Origin of the sequence: Blastopirellula marina DSM 3645, from assembly GCF_000153105.1 — a bacterium.
Taxonomy (GTDB): Bacteria; Planctomycetota; Planctomycetia; order Pirellulales; family Pirellulaceae; genus Blastopirellula; species Blastopirellula marina.
Genome location: NZ_CH672376.1, coordinates 3,729,796 through 3,750,777 on the forward strand (window position 1 = coordinate 3,729,796; position 20,982 = coordinate 3,750,777).

Genomic DNA, 20,982 nt, shown 5'->3' on the forward strand with positions numbered 1-20,982 from the left:
AACTTTCTGTGTGGTCACCGCGACGGTCTTGTCTACAAAGAGTTGATATCATCAATTAGGAGCGAATTTGCTGGAAGAAACTCGATAGCATCTCTTGACATTCGCACGACCGCGGTTGAAGCCCTACTGAAATACTGAGATTGGATTGACCAATTCCAAGATCAATTACGTTCCCAACGACGACTTCCAGTCCACTACCGAAACGGACTTGGACGCGCTCGATATTGAACTATACGCAGCCGAAGATCGCCCCCTAGCTCGCGATCCCAAACTGGTTGCTGAATCTTTCCTCTGCGCCGTCGAACAAAGTCGACTGCTGACGTTCGAGGGAGAGCAGTATCTCTTCAAACGTTTGAACTTCCTTCGATTTCGGGCCAGCGCCCTGCAAGCGACGCTGGGGAATAAACGGAACACCAAGAAAACCGACAGGGAGATCGAACGTCTGTTAAAAGACGCCGCCGAGACGCGAGAGCAGATCGCTTGTGCCAACTTGCGTCTGGTAACATCGATTTCCCAAAAGCTCTCGCTTTCCCGGGACGAGTTCGAAGAGTTTCTCGCCGAATCGAATGCGATCTTGTTGAACGCAATCGACAAGTTCGATTACGCCCGCGGATATCGATTCAGTACGTACGCGACGCATGCGGTCCAACGCAACCTCTTCCGCGTGATCGAGAAGCGAAATAAACGACGCAAACTGGAATCGTGCGAGGAGGTCGCACTACATGCGGCGACGGCGCCGGCGGCCAATCCAGAAGAGCCGAGCGGCCAGGATGTGCTGTCCGCATTTGAATCGATCATGAGCCGTATCGACCAGGTGCTCGACTCGCGCGAGCAGTTTATCGTTCGTGAGCGATTTGGACTCGATGGGATCGGCAAAGGGAAATCGTTGCGAGAAATCGGTGAGGAACTTGGAATCAGTAAAGAGCGGACCCGGCAATTATTTCAACGAAGCATCGAAAAGCTGGCGGAAATCGCCAAACCGTTTGAAGCGATTTTCGCCTCCGTCTAGTTTTGACGTCGGATCCCTCCAGAGAAATTTACCCAACATGTCCCGCTTCAATAATGTCCAGAAATTCCAATCGACTCATGGAGTCACTCGATGAATCCGTCTAGCCAGCCGCCCACTTGGACGAAGTATCTATTGCTGACGGCCGGCGCGTACAATTTGGTCTGGGGAACGAGCGCGATCTTGTTTCCCGCTGCAATGCTCGCTTGGCTGCAAGTCGACGCCGGTTCGTCTGCGCAAGTCTTCTGGCAATGTATCGGAATGCTGGTCGCCGTTTACGGTTGCGGCTATCTGATTGCGTCGTGGGACGCGTATCGACATTGGCCGCTGATTTTTGTTGGGCTACTGGGCAAATTGCTGGGACCCATCGGATATCTGATCGCCTACAGCGGCGGATCGCTGCCGGCGACCTTTGGCTGGACAATCCTGACGAGCGATCTCCTGTGGTGGGCGCCGTTTGTCGTGATCTTGTGGGGCGCCGTGCGATATCAACATGCGATCGGCTCCGCCTATGAAATGCCGGAAGCCGACGATCCGTTGCGCGAATTGAAGACCAACGCAGGACGACGCTTGGACGAATTGGCCAACCAAAAGCCGCAACTGGTCGTTTTTTTGCGACACGCAGGCTGCACCTTCTGCCGCGAAGCCGCCAAGGATTTGTCCGCACAGCGGTCCGAAATCGAAGCGGCCGGCTGCGGTATTGTTCTGGTCCACGTCGGCAAAGAGGATGACCCCAATTTCTTCGCCAAGTATGGACTGGAAGACTTACCCCGCATCTCCGATCCAGGATGCAGACTTTACCGCCAGTTCGGACTCGACTTGGGATCGTTCTCACAACTCTTTGGGGCAAAAGTTTGGCTGCGAGGGATCATGGCCGGAATCGTAGGGGGGCACGGCATCGGCTTCCCCCGCGCAAATAGCTTTCAAATGCCAGGCATCTATCTCTATCACTGCGGACAGATTTTGGACGGCTATCAACACGAGCGGGCCTCAGATCGGCCGGTCTATCTCGATTTCGTTCGCCGAAATCTTGCGCCGGTCGGTGTCGCCGTCGCCAAATAGAGCAGGGTGAAATTCCCGCGTTCCATTCGGGCGTCAGAGGCAGATGTTCCCTTCGTAGAAATTGTTGCTGACAATTTCCGGAAAAAAGCTGTCCAGTTAATTCACCGGGCTCCGCTGTCTATAGAGGATGGTAGGCGACTCCCTGATAAGGGTGGGTTATAATCAACCCAACCCCAGAGATAGCGAACGACCGTTGCGGAGTTTTCCGGTGCCAGCTACATCAGCCACGACGCAAGATATCGAACGTATTTTAGAAGCCGAACGGCAACAGCCTGCGGCGGCGTACGATCTCATTCTCGAACGTTCGCTCGAGCGATTGCGGCGTCTGACCAAGGCGATGATGCGATCGTATCCTAGTCTGATCCGCTGGGAAGAGACGGATGACGTTTTTCAAGAAGCGGCGATTCGACTCTACCGCAGTTTGAAGAAGGTAAAGCCGCAGTCGGCCCAACATTATTTCAAATTGGCGACGCTGCAGATTCGACGCACATTGATCGACCTCGCGCGAAAACATCTGGGACCTCTGGCCGAAGCGGCTAATCATCAGTCGCACTTTGCGCTGGCCGAGCTGCCGCGTCAAGGCGATGACGAAGCTCCCCTTTCGCTCGCTCAATGGGCCGAGTTTCACGAGGCGGTCGACAAACTGCCCGAGGAACTCCGTGACACGTTTTCTCTAATCTGGTACGCCGATGCGACGCATGGCGACGCAGCGCAGATTTTGGGGGTTTCGACCAAAACGATCCAGCGTCGTTTTTTAAAGGCGCGATTGTTATTGGCCGAGATGACGCCGGAGCTTTCCTCAAGCAACAACTAAGCGGACCGGTTGTATATGGACGATCGACTCTTGGAACTGCTGGAGCAATGGGAAGAGGCGACATCCAACGGCAAGCAACCCAATCTAGCGACGCTAGCCGGAGGCGACGCTCAGCTTGCCGCCCAGTTGCAACTGCATGCGGCGGCGCTGAAAAAGATCGCGTGGCTCGACTGTGCGAAATCGCCGGCCCACGAATTACGTTTACCTTCGGTGCAATCCCTCAGTTCCTCACTGCTGACGCCGGAAGATCTAACTCTCGAAACGTTGCAGGCGAATCTCGCCGCCGCCGAAATCGTTCCTCCGGCGAAACTCATAGAACTGCTCAAATCACGCCGCATCAAAACGGCGCACCAGTTAGCAGGGCTACTGCTAGAGAAGGACCTGATAACGCGTTTTCAGTTGCGATCGATCGCTCACGGAAAAACTCGGGGGCTGAAGCTCGGTCGGTACGTGATTCTCGATAAGATCGGCGAAGGAGGAATGGGGCAGGTCTTTAAGGCGCGACACAGTAAAATGGGTCGTATCGTGGCGCTGAAGGTATTGCCGCGCGCGGCGATGTCCAAGTCGCAGGGAATCGAGCGTTTCAATCAAGAGATGAAAGTCGCGGCGAAACTGCGGCATGAAAACATCGTCACCGCGTTTGACGCCGACGACGCCGAAGGACTCCACTTCTTTGTCATGGAGTATGTCGAAGGCCGTGACCTCAGTTCGGTCGTCCGCAAGGACGGCCCCCTCTCTGTCGCCAAAGCGGTCGACTGCCTAATGCAAGCGGCCCAGGGCCTTGAATACGCGCACGAAGTCGGTTTGGTCCATCGCGATATCAAGCCCGCCAACTTACTGCTGGACAATCATGGCATTGTCAAAATTTTGGATATGGGGATCGCCCGCATCCAGACCGGCGCTAACCAAGCCGGTCTAACGCAGAACGGCGCGGTGATGGGAACCGTCGATTTTATGGCTCCCGAACAAGCGATCGACGCCAAGACGGTGACGGTAGCAGCCGATCTATACAGCTTGGGGTGCACGTTTTATTACCTGCTCACCGGACGCCCGCCGTTCGCCGGCGAGACCTTGATGGTGAAGCTGCTAGGGCATCGTGAACAGCCGCCGCCGCCGCTGACGGTTCGGAGCGACGTACCTCCTGAATTAGAAGCGATCTATCAAAAGTGCATGGCGATGCTCCCCGGGGATCGCTATCCCAGCGCTACGGAACTTATCGCCGATCTCGAGAAACTTCGTTCGCATTTAAGCGAGACGCCGCCGCCGCGGGCGCTGAGTAAATTAGAGACCGCCTCCGACACTTCCCCGACCAGCTTTCTTGAGACGCAGCCCTATTTGCCGGCAGCGAATTCTTCCCTCCAGTTGTCGATCGATCCGCGCCGAAAGAAAAACAAACGCCCCCTCAGCGGCCGCGGAGCCAGCTTTTACGGTGGCGCAATCGTCGTGGCGCTGTTGTTTTGCGGCGCCTTGTATTACGGCGCCGGTCTGGTGCTCAAGTTCTCGACGCCGCCGGGGACGCTCGTGGTCGAGATCGAGCCTGACGCTTTGGCGGCCGACGTTGGTAATCAGGAACTAACGCTGATCCATGAAACAACGAAAAAGCGGACTCCTATCCAGTTGGTCGGAACTGAACAAATAGCGCAGCTGCTTCCGGGCAAGTACAAGTTCGGCTTCAAAACAAGCGAAGGCCTGAAAACCGACGTCAACGAACTAACCATTCTCAGCGGCGCCGAGTCGCGTATCCGCGTCTCCTGGGAATCGAACGAAAAGCCGCGAGTCGCCTACGCTTTAGATTTTGACGGCGTGGATGACTACGTGGAACTTCCCTTTGGCTATCAGGGAGATACTCCGCTAACGATTGAAATCGTCATGCCGATGCCGGTGGATCCGCTGCCGGGCGGCACCTATTTGGGCACGACCGAAGTTAGCGGAGTCGGACTGGATATTGTGAAGCAAGGAGACAACGGGAAACTAAGAGCCGTGGTCGCCGTGCGTTCGAAACAGCTCAATCAATACTTGAAAATCGAGACCGACGAACTACCGCCGCCGGGAACGACGACCAACATCACCGCGGTCTTTAATTCACAGGAGTATCGACTTTATATCGATGGAAAACTACGATCGCAGCGGTCGCTTGCAGAGTCGGACCGCTTACTCAACGCTTTAAACTTCGTGCTGGGGGCCAGCGTCAGCAACGATCTGAATTCTCCATTACGCTTTGACTACCCTTACAAGGGAAAGATTCAACAACTACGAGTTTCCAAGACGGAACGCTATACCGCCGACTTTACGCCGCAGTATCAATTCAACCGGGATGATCAAACGTTCGCACTCTATCGCTTTCAAGAAGGCGAAGGAACGTTGCTGAAGGATTCGTCCGGCAACAATCTGCACGGCGTGATCTACGGAAATCCGCCCTGGGTTCCGCTTCCCCAAGACAGCACATCGATCTCCAGGCCAAGTTCGCCCTCGCCTAATACGACAGACGGCGACTGGATTGATCTGCTGGCGATGATCCAACTGCCAGAAAACGCAATCCAAGGAAATTGGCGACGCCGCGGAAAGTCCTTGCTCAGCGGAGTGAATGGGTTCGATCGAATATACGTCCCCTATGCAGTCAAGGGAAACTACAAACTTGCACTGGAATTTACTCGGGTCGGGGGAGAAGACATGCTGTCTGTTCGACTGCCGACAACAAGAGGCTGTTTCGATTTTCTCGTCGGAGGTTACGGAAACAAACTTGCCGGCATTCAAAAAATTGACTTGATCGCTTTAAACCAGATTCCACTTCCGTCGGACGCCGTCAACAACCATTTTAAACTAGCCAATGGCAAGCGCTATCGACTTGAAATCGGTGTAAAAATCGCCGCAAACGGCGAAATCGAAATCGACGGGGTGCTAGATGGGCGACATCTAGCCGGCTGGCAAGGCAATGACAATCGCCTCTCTGGCCATCCCGTCAATAGCCTTCCTGAAGTTCGCATGCTCGGCCTGATTACTTTCTCTTCCAAGTATGAAATTCACAAGCTAGAAATTCAATTGCCAGATGGCGCTGAGGGGCGACAGTTGAGCAACGCCGATTGGGGACACCATTTCTATCCCGTTGCGGACGAGCCAATCCCCGGATTGGCGAAGCGATGCAAAATATGGAACGGACGCTTCTATCTTTTTGGCGAAGGCCCGATGCCTTTGCCGTTTGCGCAAGAGGTGGCTCAACTCCATCAGGCGCGTCTTGTCACCATTTCGTCCCCCGAAGAAGAAGCGTTTCTCGTTGCAAACATGCCCAACAAAGCCTTTTGGACAGCAGCCTGGCGACACGCCGATGATTTCGACTGGCGTGACGATCGAAACCGTCCCTTAAAATACGTAGGAAACTGGCTCCCGGGTCAGCCTGATCTGAGCAAGAATCGTGAAATATTTGCTGTGGTATCGGCGCCTGGTGCATTTCCCGACGATCCAGCTTTCGCCGGCTGGAGCCAGAGCGCCGCATCGCCGACAACGATCTATCCAGTCTACGAATGGGGCGAAGAACCTGGCGAGACCAGCGCCAACATTGACCGCAAAGCGCCGGAATAGGTTCTTTCGGTCGGCGGCGAAGTTCAGATCAATGGCCTATCGTACAGTCTTGCATTTCCAATGCAACAAATCCGCCGGACGCTGGACGTTGAATCATTGCACTTCAACCTCAACGACAACAAGCGGGTCACCGACGATAGGCTTTCCCGATTTTAAGAATCGAAGAATCTGCGACGCATTCGGATAAACGGCATTCCAAGCCTCTGCGGAATGCATATCCCGTACCGCAGCGGCGGAGCCTTAACGAAAGCGCATGTTGCGCCCAACGCTTGTGATACAGCAATCTCAGAAACAGCAGGATCAACTGCGTAAGAGTTCCGTTTTGAACGAAAATGAAAACGGCGCGCATTCGACATGCATGCCGATTCGCTCAATACAGCAACAAGTAATCGTAGCGAAATCTTATGCGATCAGATCGTGTACGATTCGCGCAGGTTCGACGCCGGTCAATTTCTGGGCGAGCCCCTGGAACTTGACCGAGAGCCGATTGTGGTCGAATCCCAAGAGATGCAAGATCGTCGCGTGCAGATCGCGAACATGCACCCCATCTTTGACCGTATTGAATCCAAAATCGTCGGTTTCGCCGTATGAAACGCCCCCTTTCGCTCCTCCGCCGGCCATCCACATGGTGAACGCGTTGGGATGATGATCTCGCCCATCGTCTCCGCCGCCTTGAACCATCGGCGTGCGGCCAAACTCTCCGCCCCAGATGACGAGCGTATCTTCCAACAGTCCCCGCTGTTTCAGATCTTGCACCAGCGCGGCGCAGGCCTGATCGGTCGCTAGGCAATTCTCTTGCAGGTCTTTCTTCAGATTGCCATGTTGGTCCCACGCTTCATGAAAGAGTTGCACAAAGCGAGTTCCCCGTTCGACCAGGCGACGCGCCAATAAGCAATTCTTCGCAAAAGACGGTTTGTCGGGATCGACGCCGTACATGTCCAAGACGTGCTTGGGCTCGGACGACAAATCCATGAGCTCCGGTCCACTCGCCTGCATCCGATACGCCATCTCGAACGAGTTGATCCGCGTCGCGATTTCGGGATCGCCGGTCGCCGCCAGACGCTGCTGATTCAATTGGTTGATCGTATCAAGCGAGTCGCGCTGGACCGTCCGATCAATCCCTGTGGGGTTCGACAGATAGAGAACCGGATCCCCGACGCTGCGCAGCTGCACCCCTTGATAGACCGTCGGCAGATATCCGCTTCCCCAATTGCTGGAACCGCCGCTGGGCCCTTTTTTTCCGGAGCTGAAAACGACAAAGCCCGGCAGATTGCGAGACTCCGATCCCAAGCCGTACATCGTCCAGGCCCCCAAGCTTGGCTTGCCAAACAAAGGAGAGCCGGTGTTCATCATGATTTGCGCCGGCGCGTGATTGAACGCGTCAGTCTTCATCGACTTGATAATCGACAGCTCGTCGGCGATCTTCGCCGTGTAAGGCAACAACTCCGATATCTCAGCGCCGCACTCTCCATGTTTGGCGAACTTGAACTTCGGCCCCAGCAGCTTCGAGTTCGGGTTGATAAACGCGGCGCGATAGCCATCTAACAACTCGGCAGGCGGCAACGACCCGTCGAACTTTTCGAGCTGCGGTTTGTAGTCGAACATCTCCAAATGGCTAGGAGCGCCGGCCATAAACAAAAAGATGACATTCTTCGCTTTTCCCGCAAAATGAGGCCGTTTCGGCGCCATCGGATCGATCTGTTCCGCACCGGCCTCGCCGCGCAACATATCGGCCAGCGCGATCGATCCCAGACCGACGCCGCAATCGCGGAGAAACCAGCGGCGTGAAATATCGTTTGGTGTCATCTTCGGGTCCTTTCCACAAAGTGTGGAACTATTCTTTGGTGATCGTTTCGTCCAGGCAAAGGATGACGCGGGCAACCAGCGTCCAGGCGGCCTGTTCGTTGATGTCGTCGCTCTTCGCGGCGGAAGACTTCACAATTTCATGAGCGTCCAGTTCGCCCGCTGCGAGCCGCGTCCGCTGCTTGTCGAGCATCGTCTGCAACATCGCAATCTCATCCGCGGTCGGCACGCGTGCGATGCAGCACCGCATCGCGTACTCCAGTCGGGCGGCGTCGGTCTCTCCCCCTTCTTTTTGCGTGCGCAACGCCAGCGCCGCGGCGCACTCTTGCGCCAGCGGTTCATTGAGCAGGGTCAACGCTTGCAGCGGCGTGTTCGAACGATTGCGACGAACGCATGAGACATTCCCCGGTTCGGCGTCAAACGTCTCTAACATTGGGAAGGGAACGCTCCGAAAACGAAATGCGTATAGCCCTCGGCGATAACGATCGACGTCGCTTGCTACGTTCCACGTTTTGTAGCCATAACTGGCCGGCGGCTCAAACAAAAACGCCGGCGCCGGCGGATAAACCGGCGGTCCGCCGATCTCGTCGTTTAATAGTCCGCTCGCCGTCAAACCGATATCGCGCACGATCTCGGCCTGGACGCGAAAGCGCGGGCCACGCGCTAAGAGGCGATTGTACGGGTCTTGCTGGTACTCTGCTTCCGTCACGACAGACGACTGTCGATAGGCCGCCGATGAGACGATCAAGCGGTGCAGATGCTTCAAACTCCAATCGTGGTCCATCAGTTCGACCGCGAGCCAATCGAGCAGGTCGCGATGCGACGGCGGCGTGCTTTGCGATCCAAGATCGTCGCTCGTTTCGACCAAGCCGATGCCAAAGTACGATTGCCAAATCCGATTGACGATCGCTCGAGCGGTGGTGGGAGAACGTCGATCCACTAGCCATTTTGCGAACGTCAGTCGCGATCGGGGGTCGCCGGCAGGCAAATCATGCAGAAATTCCGGTACGCTTGGCTTCACGACTTCGGTCGGACTCAGGAAGTCTCCGCGATGCAACAACGAGGTGGTGCGCGGCTCCTGTCGCTCTTCCAACACTAGCTGCGACGAACCCTCGGGAAAGCTTTGCCAGAGCGCTTCGATCTGGGCATTTTCGTCGGCCCATTCCTCGACCGTCGTTCGCCAATACGTGAACAAAGCTTGTTCTTGGGCCGGCGTTCTGTGGTCCGCAACGATCGCCAAGATCTCGCGCACCGCTTGCGGTAGCGGATCAGCAATTGGATTGGCCTGGGTCGTCAACGAAAAACGATAGCGGCCCATCAAACAGTTATGTTTGTCATTGTTGTTCCAGCCGCCGTGGTTCATCGTCGGCTGAATGGTCAACACCGTTCCCTCGGCAAAACCAACCGGCTTGTCCAAGACAAAGACCGCTTTGCGCGATTGATTGCGCCGTCCGGGATCGCTGTCGGTCGTCCAAGCCGTACTCTTGTCCCCATCGAGCGCAAACGAAATCGGTCCTGTGACCCGCTTGTCTCCCCCCTTCGCTTTGATGTTGACGATATAGTCCGGTTGCGGCGCTTTGGCCGGATTGACGTCGGCTGTCGCCGAAACCAACTTCAACTTCGTCCGCTTTCCAGGATCGTTCGCAGGCGCCGCATAGACAGTGAACTCGGTCAGCGCCGCCGTTCCGCGTAACGATCGGCCCGGTCCACGGCGCGGCAATTGGGGATGCGTCAACAGTTCTAGGCGAATTCCGGTGATCTCCTGCGCGGCGGTCGTCTTCATGATGAACTGCGGACTAGAACTATGCGGTGCATAGCTTTCGCTCAGGATCGAGTTGTCGTCCAACACGCGAAACTTTTGCCCTTCAAACGGCAGGTCGACCGGTTCCAGCACTTCCCATTGACCGGCGGACGCTTGTGCGCCCGTTTCCCATTGGGCCATCTGTTGGCGCCAGTTGGGCGTCGCCGATTTGAGCGCTAACTCAATTGCGTCGATCTCTTCGCGGATCGCATGAATCTTGTCCGCTTCTGCGCTGGTGAACGCCGGAATGATCGCGTCGTGCGTATTGTTCAGGAACGCGAACATCCCGAAATATTCGTGCTGAGACAGCGGATCGTACTTGTGGGTATGACACTGGGCGCACTGCACCGTCAGCCCCAACACCGCTTTGCCGACCGCATCCATCCGATCGAACATCGCCGCCATCCGGAACTGCTCAGGATCGGCGCCCCCTTCTTCGTTGATCATCGAGTTCCGCAAGAAACCGGTCGCGAGCAAACTATCCTGATCTGAATTGGGCAGCAGATCCCCAGCAATCTGCTGCACGATGAACTGGTCGTACGGCAGATCGCGGTTTAAGGCGTTGATAACCCAATCGCGATAGAACCAGCTTGCTCGTGGAGTATCTTTTTCGTACCCATCCGAGTCGGCGTAGCGCGCCGCATCGAGCCACTCACGTCCCCAGCGTTCGCCAAAGTGTCGCGACGCCAGCATGCGTTCGATCTGCCGGTCGTAGGCGTCCGCACCTGTGTCGGCGACAAACGCATCGACTTCTTCAATCGACGGCGGCAAGCCGATTAGATCGAGACTTAACCGTCGCAGCCAGATCGCTTTCTCCGCTTCGGGTGACGGAGCTAGTTCGTTTTCACGCTCCAATCGGTTCAAGACAAACGCATCAATCGGATTGCGAACCCACGACGAATTCGCGACTTGTGGAACCTGGGGACGCGTCGGTGGAGCAAACGCCCAATGTCCCTCGTACTTCGCGCCTTGCGATATCCAGTGCTTTAGCAACTCGATCTGTTCCAGCGTCAGCGACTTCCCTGCTGCCGCCGGCGGCATCACCATCTCGGGATCGTCGGAGGTGATTCGCGCAACAAATTCGCTCTCTTTTAAATTGCCGGGGACGATCGCCGACGCGTGAGCTCCGGCCGCATTGTCCAGCCGCAAATCGGCCTCGCGATGCTCCGGATCAGGACCATGGCATTGAAAACAATTCTCGGACAGGATCGGCCGAATATCACGCTGAAAGTCAACTTCCGCAGGCTCCGCCCAAACAACGGCGCGGAGCGACACGAATGTCAGAAGAATTGCGGTAGGGCGAATCATAGAAAGAATGGCCTAAACCGGGGTCGTACAAAGGATGGGAGTGGAGGCAGGTTCGGAAGTTATCCGACTTTTTCAATCTATAGGAAAACAGGAGACAAGTCTTGAACTTTGCCTCGCATTCTTGGTACGTTTAGACCATCATGAACCACGAATCGCAAGCGTTTCAGGCCGACTTCTTCCGCCAATCCCTGCAAGCGGAATCGGTCATTGCGCTGTTTGACTCACTGCCCCAGACCTATTTCTATCTGAAAGATCGTCAGGGGAGATTCGTCAAAGTCAATCAGCTTTTCCTCGACAATCATGATCTGAAAGACGAATCGGAAGCGATTGGTAAAACCGATCGAGACTTTCACCCGCCGCTGCTGGCCAACGCCTATATCGAAGAAGATCGCCGCGTGATGGCTAGTCGTAAGCCGCTTCCCGGGCAGATCTGGCTCGTTCCGCACCGTCGCCGGACTCCTCGATGGTATGTTTGCACCAAGACCCCGCTCTTCGACATGCAGGGCGAAGTTGTCGGCATCGCCGGTGCGATGTACCGGATCGAACAGCAGGACGAATTGGCGAAATATCTGCAGGAGTTATTCACGGTCGCGCGGTACATCGAGAAGCATTACGCCGAGTCGATTTCGATGGCCGACATGGCCCAGTTGACGGGGCTCTCGCCGACCCACTTCAATCGCCGCTTTCGCGAATTGCTCCGCGTGACGCCGACGCATTACCTGAAAACGGTTCGCATTCAAGCCGCACAGAAATTGTTGACGACCACGTCGCGCAGCCTAATCGAAATAGCCGCCGCTGTCGGCTTCACCGATCAAAGCCATCTGACCAAGCGATTCCGCGAAGTAACCGGGCTGACCCCGGCGGCCTACCGGCGGCAGTATGTTCGTTAGGTTGTGTTACCTAAACAAGCAAGGCCATCCGGTGTCATCGGTCGCAGTTTTGACGGAAAGACCAATTTTGATTTTGCCATCGAGGGAGAATTTGCTTTTAACGGCAACGATTGGCCCAATCGACGAGCCGGCAAAAATGCACGAAGAGAACCACCAAATATGCTCAGGAACAGCGGTTTCATTCAAATCGCCTTGTGAATACCGGCAAAGCGAACGATAATCAATTTCTCGAAGTTAGCTTGGATTGCTGACTTCTCACGTCGATCGCCAGCAGCCGCCAAACGAGCCATGCCACAACATCAAGAGCCGTCAGATTTTCCTGGCGTGGACGTTTGCGCCAGTTATCTGAAAGCATTGGCCGATCCGTATCGCCTGCAGATCATTCGCGCCTTGCAACAAGGCCCGATGAGCGTGACAGATATCGCTTTGCTGTTGGAATTGGAAATCGCCAACGCATCGCATCATCTACGCGTGCTCTATCACGCCCAGATCGCTACGACCCACAAAGAGGGGAAGTTTGTCTACTACGATCTCAATCAGGCGTTTCTCAAGAGCAAAGCGGCCAACTCGCTCGACTTCGGCTGCTGCAAATTCGATCTGCGGAAAAGCGAATAACCGGGCGCCAAGCGCTCGATAGTCTATCCTGTTCCCCAACCGCCGCCACCTGGTGTTCGGATCACGAGCACGTCGCCTGGCTGCAGGTCAAAGCTGGAGATCGCCGGCAGGCGAATTTCGGTCCCATCGGCGCGGCGCAGTAGGTTTTCTCCCACTTTGCCTGGCTGTCCGCCCGCCATTCCATACGGCGGATAGTCGCCGCGGCGCTGCGTCAGCAGCGAACCAGACAACGGTCGCAGAAATTCAATTTCGCGATCGACGCCATCCCCCCCGCGATGCTCCCCTGCTCCGCCGCTGTCGCGACGAATGGAGAACCGCCGAATCCTAGCCGGAAACCGCAGCTCGAAAACCTCCACATCGGTCATCCGCGTATTGGTCATGTGCGTATGCACCGCCGAAGCGCCAGCAGCCTGCGGCGTTGCTCCGGCGCCCCCGCAAATCGTTTCGTAATACCCGAACGTCGCGTCGCCAAACGTAAAATTGTTCATCGTCCCTTGGCTCGCCGCGGCCAGTTGTAAAGCTCCTAGCAACACATCGACCACGCGCTGCGAGGTCTCGACATTTCCTCCGGCGACGGCCGCACATTTCTCAGGGGAGCCGAGAAACGGCGGATTCAACAAGCAGTGCGGCAAGCGAATTTCGACCGGTTCGAGCACTCCTTGATTGAGCGGGATCTCCTCGTTCAAAAGCGAGCGTAAACAGTACATCACTGCTGCGGTCACAATCGCGCGATTCGCGTTCAAGTTGCCCGGCAGCACCGGCCCGGTTCCCGCAAAATCAATCACGGCTCGATCGCCGGTAATTTCAATCAGCACGGCGATCGGCGAACCGTCATCGAGATAATCTTCGAATCGATGACGTCCATCCGGCAGGCGAGACAAAGCGGCCCGCGTCTTGGTCGCGGCGGCGCATTGGATATGCCTGGCGTACTGCTCGACTTTTGTCAGGCCATACGTCGCGACCATCGTTTCTAAATCGATTCGCCCATGCTGATTCGCGGCCAATTGCGCCGCGACGTCCGACAGATTGTCAGCCACATTCCGCGACGGATATTTCCCCTTGCGGAGGATCGTCTCGAAACCTTCCCAATTTGCGACGCCAGCTTGCATCAAGCGAAAATTGTCGATCAACACGCCTTCGTCGGCCAAAGTCTTCGAGCCCGATGGCATTGATCCGGCGGCGATCCCGCCGATCTCCGCATGATGAGCGCGACTGGCCGCGAAGAAACTGGGCCGCTCACTCGCTTCGCCGAGATACGCCGGCGTAATGACCGTCACGTCCGGCAAGTGCGAACCGCCGCGATATGGGTTGTTCGTCACGAACGCATCGCCCGGCGCCATCTGTGGATTGGCGGCGATCGTCGCTTTGACCGTCTCTCCCATCGCTCCCAAATGAACGGGAATATGAGGCGCGTTGGCGATCAGGTCTCCATCGCCGGTAAAAATCGCACAGCTGAAGTCGAGACGCTCCTTCACATTGACGCTGACCGACGTGTTTTGCAGCGCCACCCCCATCTGCTCGGCAATCGCGGCGAACTGGTTGTTGAGGATCTCTAACAAGACGGGATCGGCAACATCAGCGTCGGTCAAATTGGTAACGACATCGTTTTTCGCTGCTCCTTTCTCACTGCGGCGAATCATCAACTCGCCGCCGCTCAACATCTCGGCCCTCCAGCCGGGATCAATCACGGTTGTCGCCAGCGACTCCGTCACCAGCGCCGGACCAGCGATCACCGCACCGCCGGACAACAAATCTCGCTGGTAGGTCGGCGTCCTCGTTTCCACGCCCGCAAAAGAAACGGTCGCCCAGCCTGTCGGCTTTACTGGACGCGGTTCTACCGCTTGGCTCGGTTGAACATCGTTGCGATTTTGGCCACTCGCTTCGACCCGCGCGGCCACCACTTCAATCGGCTGCGCCCGGCGACAATAGCCGTATCGTAGCTGATGCGCCTGATGATAGCGTTCGGCCAGATCGGCAATCGGCCGCGCTGCGATCGAAAGGGACGCTTCGAGTCCTCGATAGCGCAGTTCGACCTCTTCACGACAGGATATCTGCGAATCGGGAACTCCGTCGGCGGCGACCTGGACGATCGCTTCAGTCCTCAACTCGGCGAATGTCGCTTCGAGCGAATCATCCCCCTCGGCCAGCAAGCGATAGACGCCGCGTGTCGCGTAGCGCGTCGTCACCGCGGCGCCGATCCCGACAGCGCTGAGTATGCCGGCGTCGGGATGCGACAACAGGGTCGAGATCCCGAGAAGCTCGGCGACGGCGCAAGCATGTTGTCCCGCCGCTCCGCCAAACGGAACGAGTGCGTAGGCCCGCGGATCGTAACCCTTGGCGACCGAGATCGTCCGAATCGCCTTGGCGATGTTGGCGTTGGCGATCTGCAAGAAGCCTGTCGCCAGTTCCTGCGTCGTTTTTCGCTGGCCCGTCGCGACTTCGACTTTCTTGGCAATTTCCAACAGACGCCGCTCTACCGCCGCTTCTTCCAACCGAAACGGAAATCGCGCGCCTTGCAACTTGCCAAGCGCCAAGTTGACGTCAGTCACGGTCAACGGACCGCCGCATCCATAGCAAGCAGGCCCGGGATCAGCGCCAGCGCTGCCCGGCCCCACCACCAGCTTCACTCCATCGAAATCACAAATCGATCCGCCGCCGGCGGCCACCGTCTCGATGGCCATCATCGGCGCAACGATGCGGACTCCTGCTTTCTCGGTTTCAAACTGACGTTCAAATGCGCCGTCGAATCGGGAGACGTCAGTGCTGGTTCCCCCCATGTCGAACCCAATTGCGCGTGAAAATCCGGCATGTTGCGCGACGGCTGCGTAACCGACCACGCCGCCGGCCGGCCCCGACAAGATGCTATCTTTGCCAGAAAACTGCTCAGCGGCGATCAATCCGCCGGCCGAAGTCAACAGGCTCAAACGACTTCCACTCCCCAACGCACGCTGAATTGCGGCGACATAGTCGCGCAAGACCGGGTTCAAATAGGCGTCGACCACTGTCGTATCGCCGCGGGCCACCAACTTGATCAATGGCGCGACTGCGTGCGAGACGCTCACTTCGGTAAAACCAATACGGCGCGCAATCGCTTCGACGCGCTGCTCATGGATCGGTTGGCGATAGCTGTGCAATAGACAAATCGCCAACGAGCGAATCCCTTGTTCGAACAGCCCGCACAGTTTTTGCTCGACATCCGCCTCATCAAGCGGAACAAGCACGTCGCCGTCGGCGCCGAGCCGCTCCTGGATCTCCACCGTGCGATGAACGAGCGATGTCGACTTCTGAATATCCAGCTGAAACAAATGAGGCCGGTTCTGATAGCCAATCTCCAGGATATCGCCAAATCCGGCGGTCATCACCAAACCGACGTCGGCGCCAGATCGAGTCAGCAGAGCATTGGTGCCGCGGGTCGTCCCCAGGCGAACGTCGACCGGCGGCAACGCTTGATCGCGAGCCAAACCAAGCAAGCGGCGAATCGCGACGAGCGGCGCCTCTTCGTCTCCCTCTAGCAGATAGAGCGTTCCCACTTCCGGCGGCGGATCCAACGGGCGATCAAGCGTCAACTCTCCCAGTTCGGCGTCAAACCGAACGACATTGCGCTGCGCGATCGCTTCGCCCTCTTCGCTGAGTAAGCTCAAACGATAACCGCGCCAAACATCCGGCGGATCGCTACGTCGAGTGTTGTCGACAATTGCGCCGGCTCCGCTGCCGTCGCCGACTGTGCCTTGCAGTTTGCCGGAGCTAAGAACCTTGATGCGGCGCGTATCTCCGTCGCTGCTGCGCATCAGACAATCAGTAAACGTCCCGCCAACGTCGATCCAGAATTCGGTACGCTTCACACTGCTCACTTCTCAAAGGCGGCTATCAATTTGCACGAGCGTCACCCTTTGAGTATCGAGCGATTCCTCGCGGTTGAGTAGATGGCCCACCGAGCAAAACCGGCGGCGATCTCGCGATGTCGACACGGGCCCCCTTCCGCTGCGCTGACAATCGAATCACTTTTTCTCCCACAGCTTTCCTCTTTTTTTCGCCCGCACTACGCAAAATTTCCACAAACCAAGCGATTTACAACTCATTTTCCAGGCCGAACGCCGAACCGCCGCCAGTCCGGCCTTGTCAGAGATTTTAAGCCGGTGTAAATTGCCGGTTTCGTCAATATCTTTTGACGACATCGGGGTATAGCGCAGCCTGGTTAGCGCGTTTGACTGGGGGTCAAAAGGTCGCAGGTTCGAATCCTGTTACCCCGACTTTTTTCAGAAATCAGCCCTTCGGCAAGTACGTCGAAGGGCTTTCTCATTTCAGGGCAAAGAGTTACGCCGTCCAGAACCGCGTTCAAACAGACGATTTCTAGCAAACGGCGTTTGGTAGCGTAGTCGGCGGTAAGCCATTGCTCTTTCAAGGTTTGCGAGAGTTCAAACACTTTCGCCGCTAATTCAGCCGTTTCGTCGTGGGAGCGGTCCAGGGCGTCGAGTTGCAGTTTGATAGACGCAAGCCGATCACGTAGCTCGGTGTGCTTTTTGGCGAACAGTTCCTGGTCAATATCTTCGGCCAGGCGCATGTTGAGCAGCCGGTCTTGCTGTTGGATGATGAGCGTTTCCTGCCGGGTTAGTTCTTGCCGCTGAGCGCGGCTGTCGGCTTGGGCGTCGCGGGTCTGCGATGCCAATACTAGGCGGAACCAATCGCGGACGCTTTCATCTTCGACCTTCATCTTGTCGAACAGGGCCAGCACTTGGGCTTCAATGTCGGCTTCCTTGACGCGGATGCGGGGGTGATCCTTTTTCGTGTACTGGGCACAGCGATAGTAGACGTGGTAATTGACGCCGCCGTCCTTCCGCTTCCTTTTGATCAATTCGCCGGTGATCGGGTGGCCGCAATGGCCGCAGGTCATGAACTGCCCCGCATAGGTCAGCGTCGTAGCATGGTAGATTGAGCCGCCAAGGAGGGCCTGTACCCTGTTCCAGGTCGCACGGTCCACAAGCAGTTCCTGCTTACCGGGATACCATTCTCCCTTGTAAGGAATCTCGCCGAGATAAGCCCGATCGCGAAGAATATTGTAGATCGAGCCTCTGGGAAAACTCGGTTGTGACTTGCGAAATACCCGCCCTTCGGAATTCATCTGCTCCGTGACGCCGTCCAGCGTCATGTTCTCATACGCATAGAGTTGATAAATGCGTTTGACGTTGGCGGCGGCTTCCTGATCGACTTCGACGACGCCCCGCCCGTCCTTGCGAATGTTGCGATAGCCGTAAGGCGCCTTGCCGACGAACCAGCCTTCTTTCACGCGGCGAGAGAGTCCTTCACGAACGTCGACCGATTGCTGTTCGGTATAGAAGCTGGCCATGTTGGCCAGTGTTCGCCGCATCATCCGCCCCGCAGGCGTGTTCTCCGTTGGCTGAGAGACCGAGATGAACGGCAAGTCGTATTCCGATTCGAGCCGTTCCAGTTCAACGTAGTCAAAGAGATTGCGGGAAGCTCGGTCGACCTTGTAGAAGAGCAACCCATCCAGAGCAAAGGCATTTTTCTTGGCGTAGGCGATTAGTTCACGGAACGCCTTGCGCTGTTCCCCTTTGCTGGCGGTCTCGGCAATCTTGAAGAACTTGACGATTTCGCCGCCTGCCTGGGCCGCGTATTTCCTGAGAGCCTCTTCCTGCACTTCGAGGGAAAAACCCTCGCGTTCCTGCTCCCGACTGCTAACCCGTGCCAAGGCGGCGAACTTTTTCATGGCGGCTTACTCGAAGAAAGAACCTGATACAACCGACTAACGCCGAGAATCATTGTAACGGCTTCTTCCGGCGTTAGCACCTCCTTGTAGTACGGTTGCCAGGTGCGAATGGTCGCCTCGATCAGTTCCGGCGTAATCCAGTTGGGAGTTCCGGCCGGAACGATGCTCGGGCGAGCGTCGTTCCGTTTTGAGCAATCAAGTTGTCGATTGCGCCGAGACATAGCCGAGAACCACCGTTGGTAAGCACAAGAAACGCACTAGAAACATAGCTAACAAGAAAAACCGTGATCGTAGATTCATTCGCGGTTGGAAGGCAAAAGGCCGTCGCGCCGATACCGTACGAGCTCTTCGTGCGCAATCGCCCATGCCCGGTACGCCCCTCGCCCGCTGGCTTGTTTGCGGGCGACGATTCGTCCGCGCCGACACCACTGGCGGCAGGTAAATGGAGACCTGCCGACGAGACGAGCGAACTCGTCGACGCGATACCAGTCACGAACCGCTTCACGCTGCATAAGCGACCGTAACATCTCTTCCATGCGGGCCAGCCGATGCTGAAGCGTTGCCATATCGAGCGACATCGAAAATTCTCCGTAACGTCATCGACCATCTTGCGAGGCCGATTACAGTAGCAGGCAAGAATCAGCGTTCGTTTTCCAGCGAGAAGCTATCCTGACGATCGGCTTCTTTCACGTTCGTTTCTCCCAATAGCGGCATGAGCAGATGCTCGATGACCGCTTTCATCGCTGCAGGATGGCTTCGCAGGTGCTTGGCCACTCTTTGGCATCCGATCCAGATCAGAACGACGATTCCCATTAACAGCAGTAACAAAGTAAAGAACATGAGGGTTAGCATCTTTTAGTCTCCGAGAAAAAGAAGGAAAGCGGGCGACGCGTCTTGCGCCGCCCGCTTCGTGAGTTCGGCGGAATATCATTTCAGCCTTACCTTGCCTCCGAACTTGGCGGCGACAATGAATCCGAAAATCGTCATCAAGCCGCCGACGATCACCGTCAAGAGGGTTTTGTTGGTTTCTCGGTCAACCTTGGCCTTCACTCCGCCCATGTTGCCTGGCATGCGGATTTCGAGAGGAATAAGGTCGTCGTTTGGCGCCGCCCGTTCGCCAGACAGTTGCGGTGATACGTCCTTCAAAGACGCAACTTGCTGACCATTGCCCGTCATCAAATCAGCCTTGGAAGTTCCGAGAGCGGGAACTTGAATGTTCGCCGCACAGGCTGGACAAGTTCGAATCGAACCCGCCACGTGCTCTTTAGCGGAAATCGACTTATGACAATTTGGACAGCGAAATTTAATCGTGGTTTCCATGACCACATCTCCTTATCAAAAAAAGAGTCAAAACAAACACGTGAATTAAGAGATAAGCTTTCAGCTATCGCTGCTGCTCCTGTGTATGGTCCTGCTCCTGGGCTCGCGCCGCGTACGAGTCGAGCATCGATTCATAGGAGCCGTGAACTGTGCCCAGGTCTTGCGTCGTCATTTGGGGCGTCGGGTTTAGCGGCGTACCCATTTCCGGCATGTGTTCCGGCTGGCCAAAATAGGTCTCATGGAGCGTGTTTCGCACGTCCTTAATCGCTTCACGCCCCATTGCTTTCAGTTCGGCCGACAGGGACGGCTGCTCGGCCGCCCATTCGGCCCGCTTGGCGAGCATCTGTCGCCAGAGGCTATCTTTTTCGTCCGACATCTAGTTCTCCTTTCAGGTTGAAAGAGGTTTAGAACTTGCCTCGTTTGTAGAGTTCCGCGAGCGTCCGCTGTTCGATTTCGGCGTCGCGCATCTGCTGCAGCTGTCGACGCGTCGCTTCGACCATCATCCCTTCGGTAACCATGATCGAGACGAAACCTGCCATGACAAACCAGCCGAGCGGCTTATCGAACTGAGTGAGAAGTCCGCCTGCAATTAGGCAAATGAAGGCGTCGACTCCCTTGGCGTTCAATTCCGACATCCGGGGAAACAACCGCTTCGATAGCCACGGGCGTCCCCCGTAGAGGCTATGTATCACGGCGCCTCGCTGCCAGTTGATGAGTTGCTTGATCCGTTGGCAGATAACGGCGATCAACCAGCAAACGAAAAATCCCAGCATGGGTAGACTATTGCCGAAGCTTCCCCAACCCAAAATCAGGAATATGGAGAGCAGCCCGGCGATGCCGATGCCCTCCTTGCCAAAATCGGTCCGCAGAAACACGGAACAGGTCAATGCATGGGCGTGAGCCAGCAGAAACGCGCCATTGAGCGTGTTGGCCATCGTCAACTTGTCGCCGGGCATCGATTCTTGATTAGTCATCTTAAAAACCTCGCTAAATTTGGTGGAAATGAAGTTGTTTTTGATCCTGGGATCATCGTAGGTCTGTGGCTTGAAAATCGCCTTCCAT

15 protein-coding genes, 1 tRNA gene and 1 pseudogene are annotated in these 20,982 nt (G+C 56.3%); 7 read left to right on the forward strand and 10 right to left on the reverse strand.

The genetic code is table 11. From position 1 onward, the window contains the following. Positions 1-145 precede the first annotated feature (145 nt). From DSM3645_RS16780 to DSM3645_RS28530, 4 genes are all read left to right on the forward strand, one after another. The gene (locus tag DSM3645_RS16780) at positions 146-1,009 is read left to right on the forward strand and encodes a sigma-70 family RNA polymerase sigma factor (RefSeq protein ID WP_002653443.1); all 864 of its coding nucleotides are present in this window, start codon (positions 146-148) and stop codon (positions 1,007-1,009) included. Positions 1,010-1,099: 90 nt separating this feature from the next. Continuing rightward, entirely contained in the window at positions 1,100-2,068 is a 969-nt protein-coding gene (locus DSM3645_RS28525) for a redoxin domain-containing protein (protein ID WP_002653444.1), read from the forward strand. Positions 2,069-2,276: 208 nt separating this feature from the next. Further along, positions 2,277-2,882 (forward strand): RNA polymerase sigma factor, encoded by a 606-nt coding sequence (locus DSM3645_RS16795; protein ID WP_002653445.1) that lies wholly within the window; start codon positions 2,277-2,279, stop codon positions 2,880-2,882. 15 nt (positions 2,883-2,897) lie between these two features. Then, on the forward strand, positions 2,898-6,458 hold the full coding sequence (locus tag DSM3645_RS28530) for a protein kinase domain-containing protein (RefSeq protein WP_002653446.1): 3,561 nt from the start codon (positions 2,898-2,900) through the stop codon (positions 6,456-6,458). A gap of 402 nt (positions 6,459-6,860) precedes the next feature. Here the strand turns inward: DSM3645_RS28530 and DSM3645_RS16805 are convergent, their stop codons facing one another. Both DSM3645_RS16805 and DSM3645_RS16810 read right to left on the reverse strand, forming a co-directional pair. Further along, the gene (locus DSM3645_RS16805; protein ID WP_002653448.1) at positions 6,861-8,264 is read right to left on the reverse strand and encodes a DUF1501 domain-containing protein; all 1,404 of its coding nucleotides are present in this window, start codon (positions 8,262-8,264) and stop codon (positions 6,861-6,863) included. Positions 8,265-8,292: 28 nt separating this feature from the next. Beyond that, a complete protein-coding gene (locus tag DSM3645_RS16810) occupies positions 8,293-11,370 on the reverse strand; it encodes a PSD1 and planctomycete cytochrome C domain-containing protein (protein WP_050769408.1) in 3,078 nt (1,025 codons plus the stop codon). Between the two features lie 140 nt (positions 11,371-11,510). On the opposite strand from DSM3645_RS16810, the gene DSM3645_RS16815 reads away from it, so the two are divergent. Next, on the forward strand, positions 11,511-12,260 hold the full coding sequence (locus DSM3645_RS16815) for an AraC family transcriptional regulator (RefSeq protein ID WP_002653450.1): 750 nt from the start codon (positions 11,511-11,513) through the stop codon (positions 12,258-12,260). A 288-nt stretch (positions 12,261-12,548) separates the two neighbouring features. After that, a complete protein-coding gene (locus tag DSM3645_RS16820) occupies positions 12,549-12,875 on the forward strand; it encodes an ArsR/SmtB family transcription factor (protein WP_002653452.1) in 327 nt (108 codons plus the stop codon). A 23-nt stretch (positions 12,876-12,898) separates the two neighbouring features. Here the strand turns inward: DSM3645_RS16820 and DSM3645_RS16825 are convergent, their stop codons facing one another. Continuing rightward, the gene (locus DSM3645_RS16825; RefSeq protein WP_002653453.1) at positions 12,899-16,717 is read right to left on the reverse strand and encodes a hydantoinase B/oxoprolinase family protein; all 3,819 of its coding nucleotides are present in this window, start codon (positions 16,715-16,717) and stop codon (positions 12,899-12,901) included. A gap of 333 nt (positions 16,718-17,050) precedes the next feature. On the opposite strand from DSM3645_RS16825, the gene DSM3645_RS16830 reads away from it, so the two are divergent. Beyond that, positions 17,051-17,125: transfer RNA gene (locus DSM3645_RS16830), tRNA-Pro, on the forward strand. 485 nt (positions 17,126-17,610) lie between these two features. On the opposite strand, the pseudogene DSM3645_RS31400 reads toward DSM3645_RS16830, so the two are convergent. The 7 genes and pseudogenes from DSM3645_RS31400 to DSM3645_RS16870 form a co-directional block, all read right to left on the reverse strand. Then, positions 17,611-18,600, reverse strand: a pseudogene (locus tag DSM3645_RS31400) (recombinase family protein); the annotation flags it as partial. Then, complete coding sequence (locus DSM3645_RS16845; RefSeq protein ID WP_002653455.1) at positions 18,597-18,821, reverse strand: hypothetical protein; 225 nt, start codon at positions 18,819-18,821, stop codon at positions 18,597-18,599. The pseudogene DSM3645_RS31400 and the gene DSM3645_RS16845, both read right to left, overlap by 4 nt. Before the next feature lie 75 nt (positions 18,822-18,896). Continuing rightward, positions 18,897-19,178: a helix-turn-helix domain-containing protein gene (locus DSM3645_RS16850; RefSeq protein ID WP_002653456.1), complete on the reverse strand. Its 282-nt coding sequence runs from the start codon at positions 19,176-19,178 to the stop codon at positions 18,897-18,899. 61 nt (positions 19,179-19,239) lie between these two features. Further along, a complete protein-coding gene (locus DSM3645_RS16855; RefSeq protein ID WP_040351911.1) occupies positions 19,240-19,452 on the reverse strand; it encodes a hypothetical protein in 213 nt (70 codons plus the stop codon). A gap of 75 nt (positions 19,453-19,527) precedes the next feature. Then, positions 19,528-19,920 (reverse strand): hypothetical protein, encoded by a 393-nt coding sequence (locus DSM3645_RS16860; protein ID WP_002653458.1) that lies wholly within the window; start codon positions 19,918-19,920, stop codon positions 19,528-19,530. A gap of 64 nt (positions 19,921-19,984) precedes the next feature. Then, positions 19,985-20,296 carry a hypothetical protein gene (locus DSM3645_RS16865; protein ID WP_002653459.1) on the reverse strand — a complete coding sequence of 104 codons (312 nt, stop codon included), beginning with the start codon at positions 20,294-20,296 and terminating at the stop codon, positions 19,985-19,987. 28 nt (positions 20,297-20,324) lie between these two features. Then, positions 20,325-20,894, reverse strand: coding sequence for a hypothetical protein (locus DSM3645_RS16870; protein WP_002653460.1), 570 nt, complete (start codon positions 20,892-20,894; stop codon positions 20,325-20,327). Positions 20,895-20,982 lie beyond the last annotated feature (88 nt).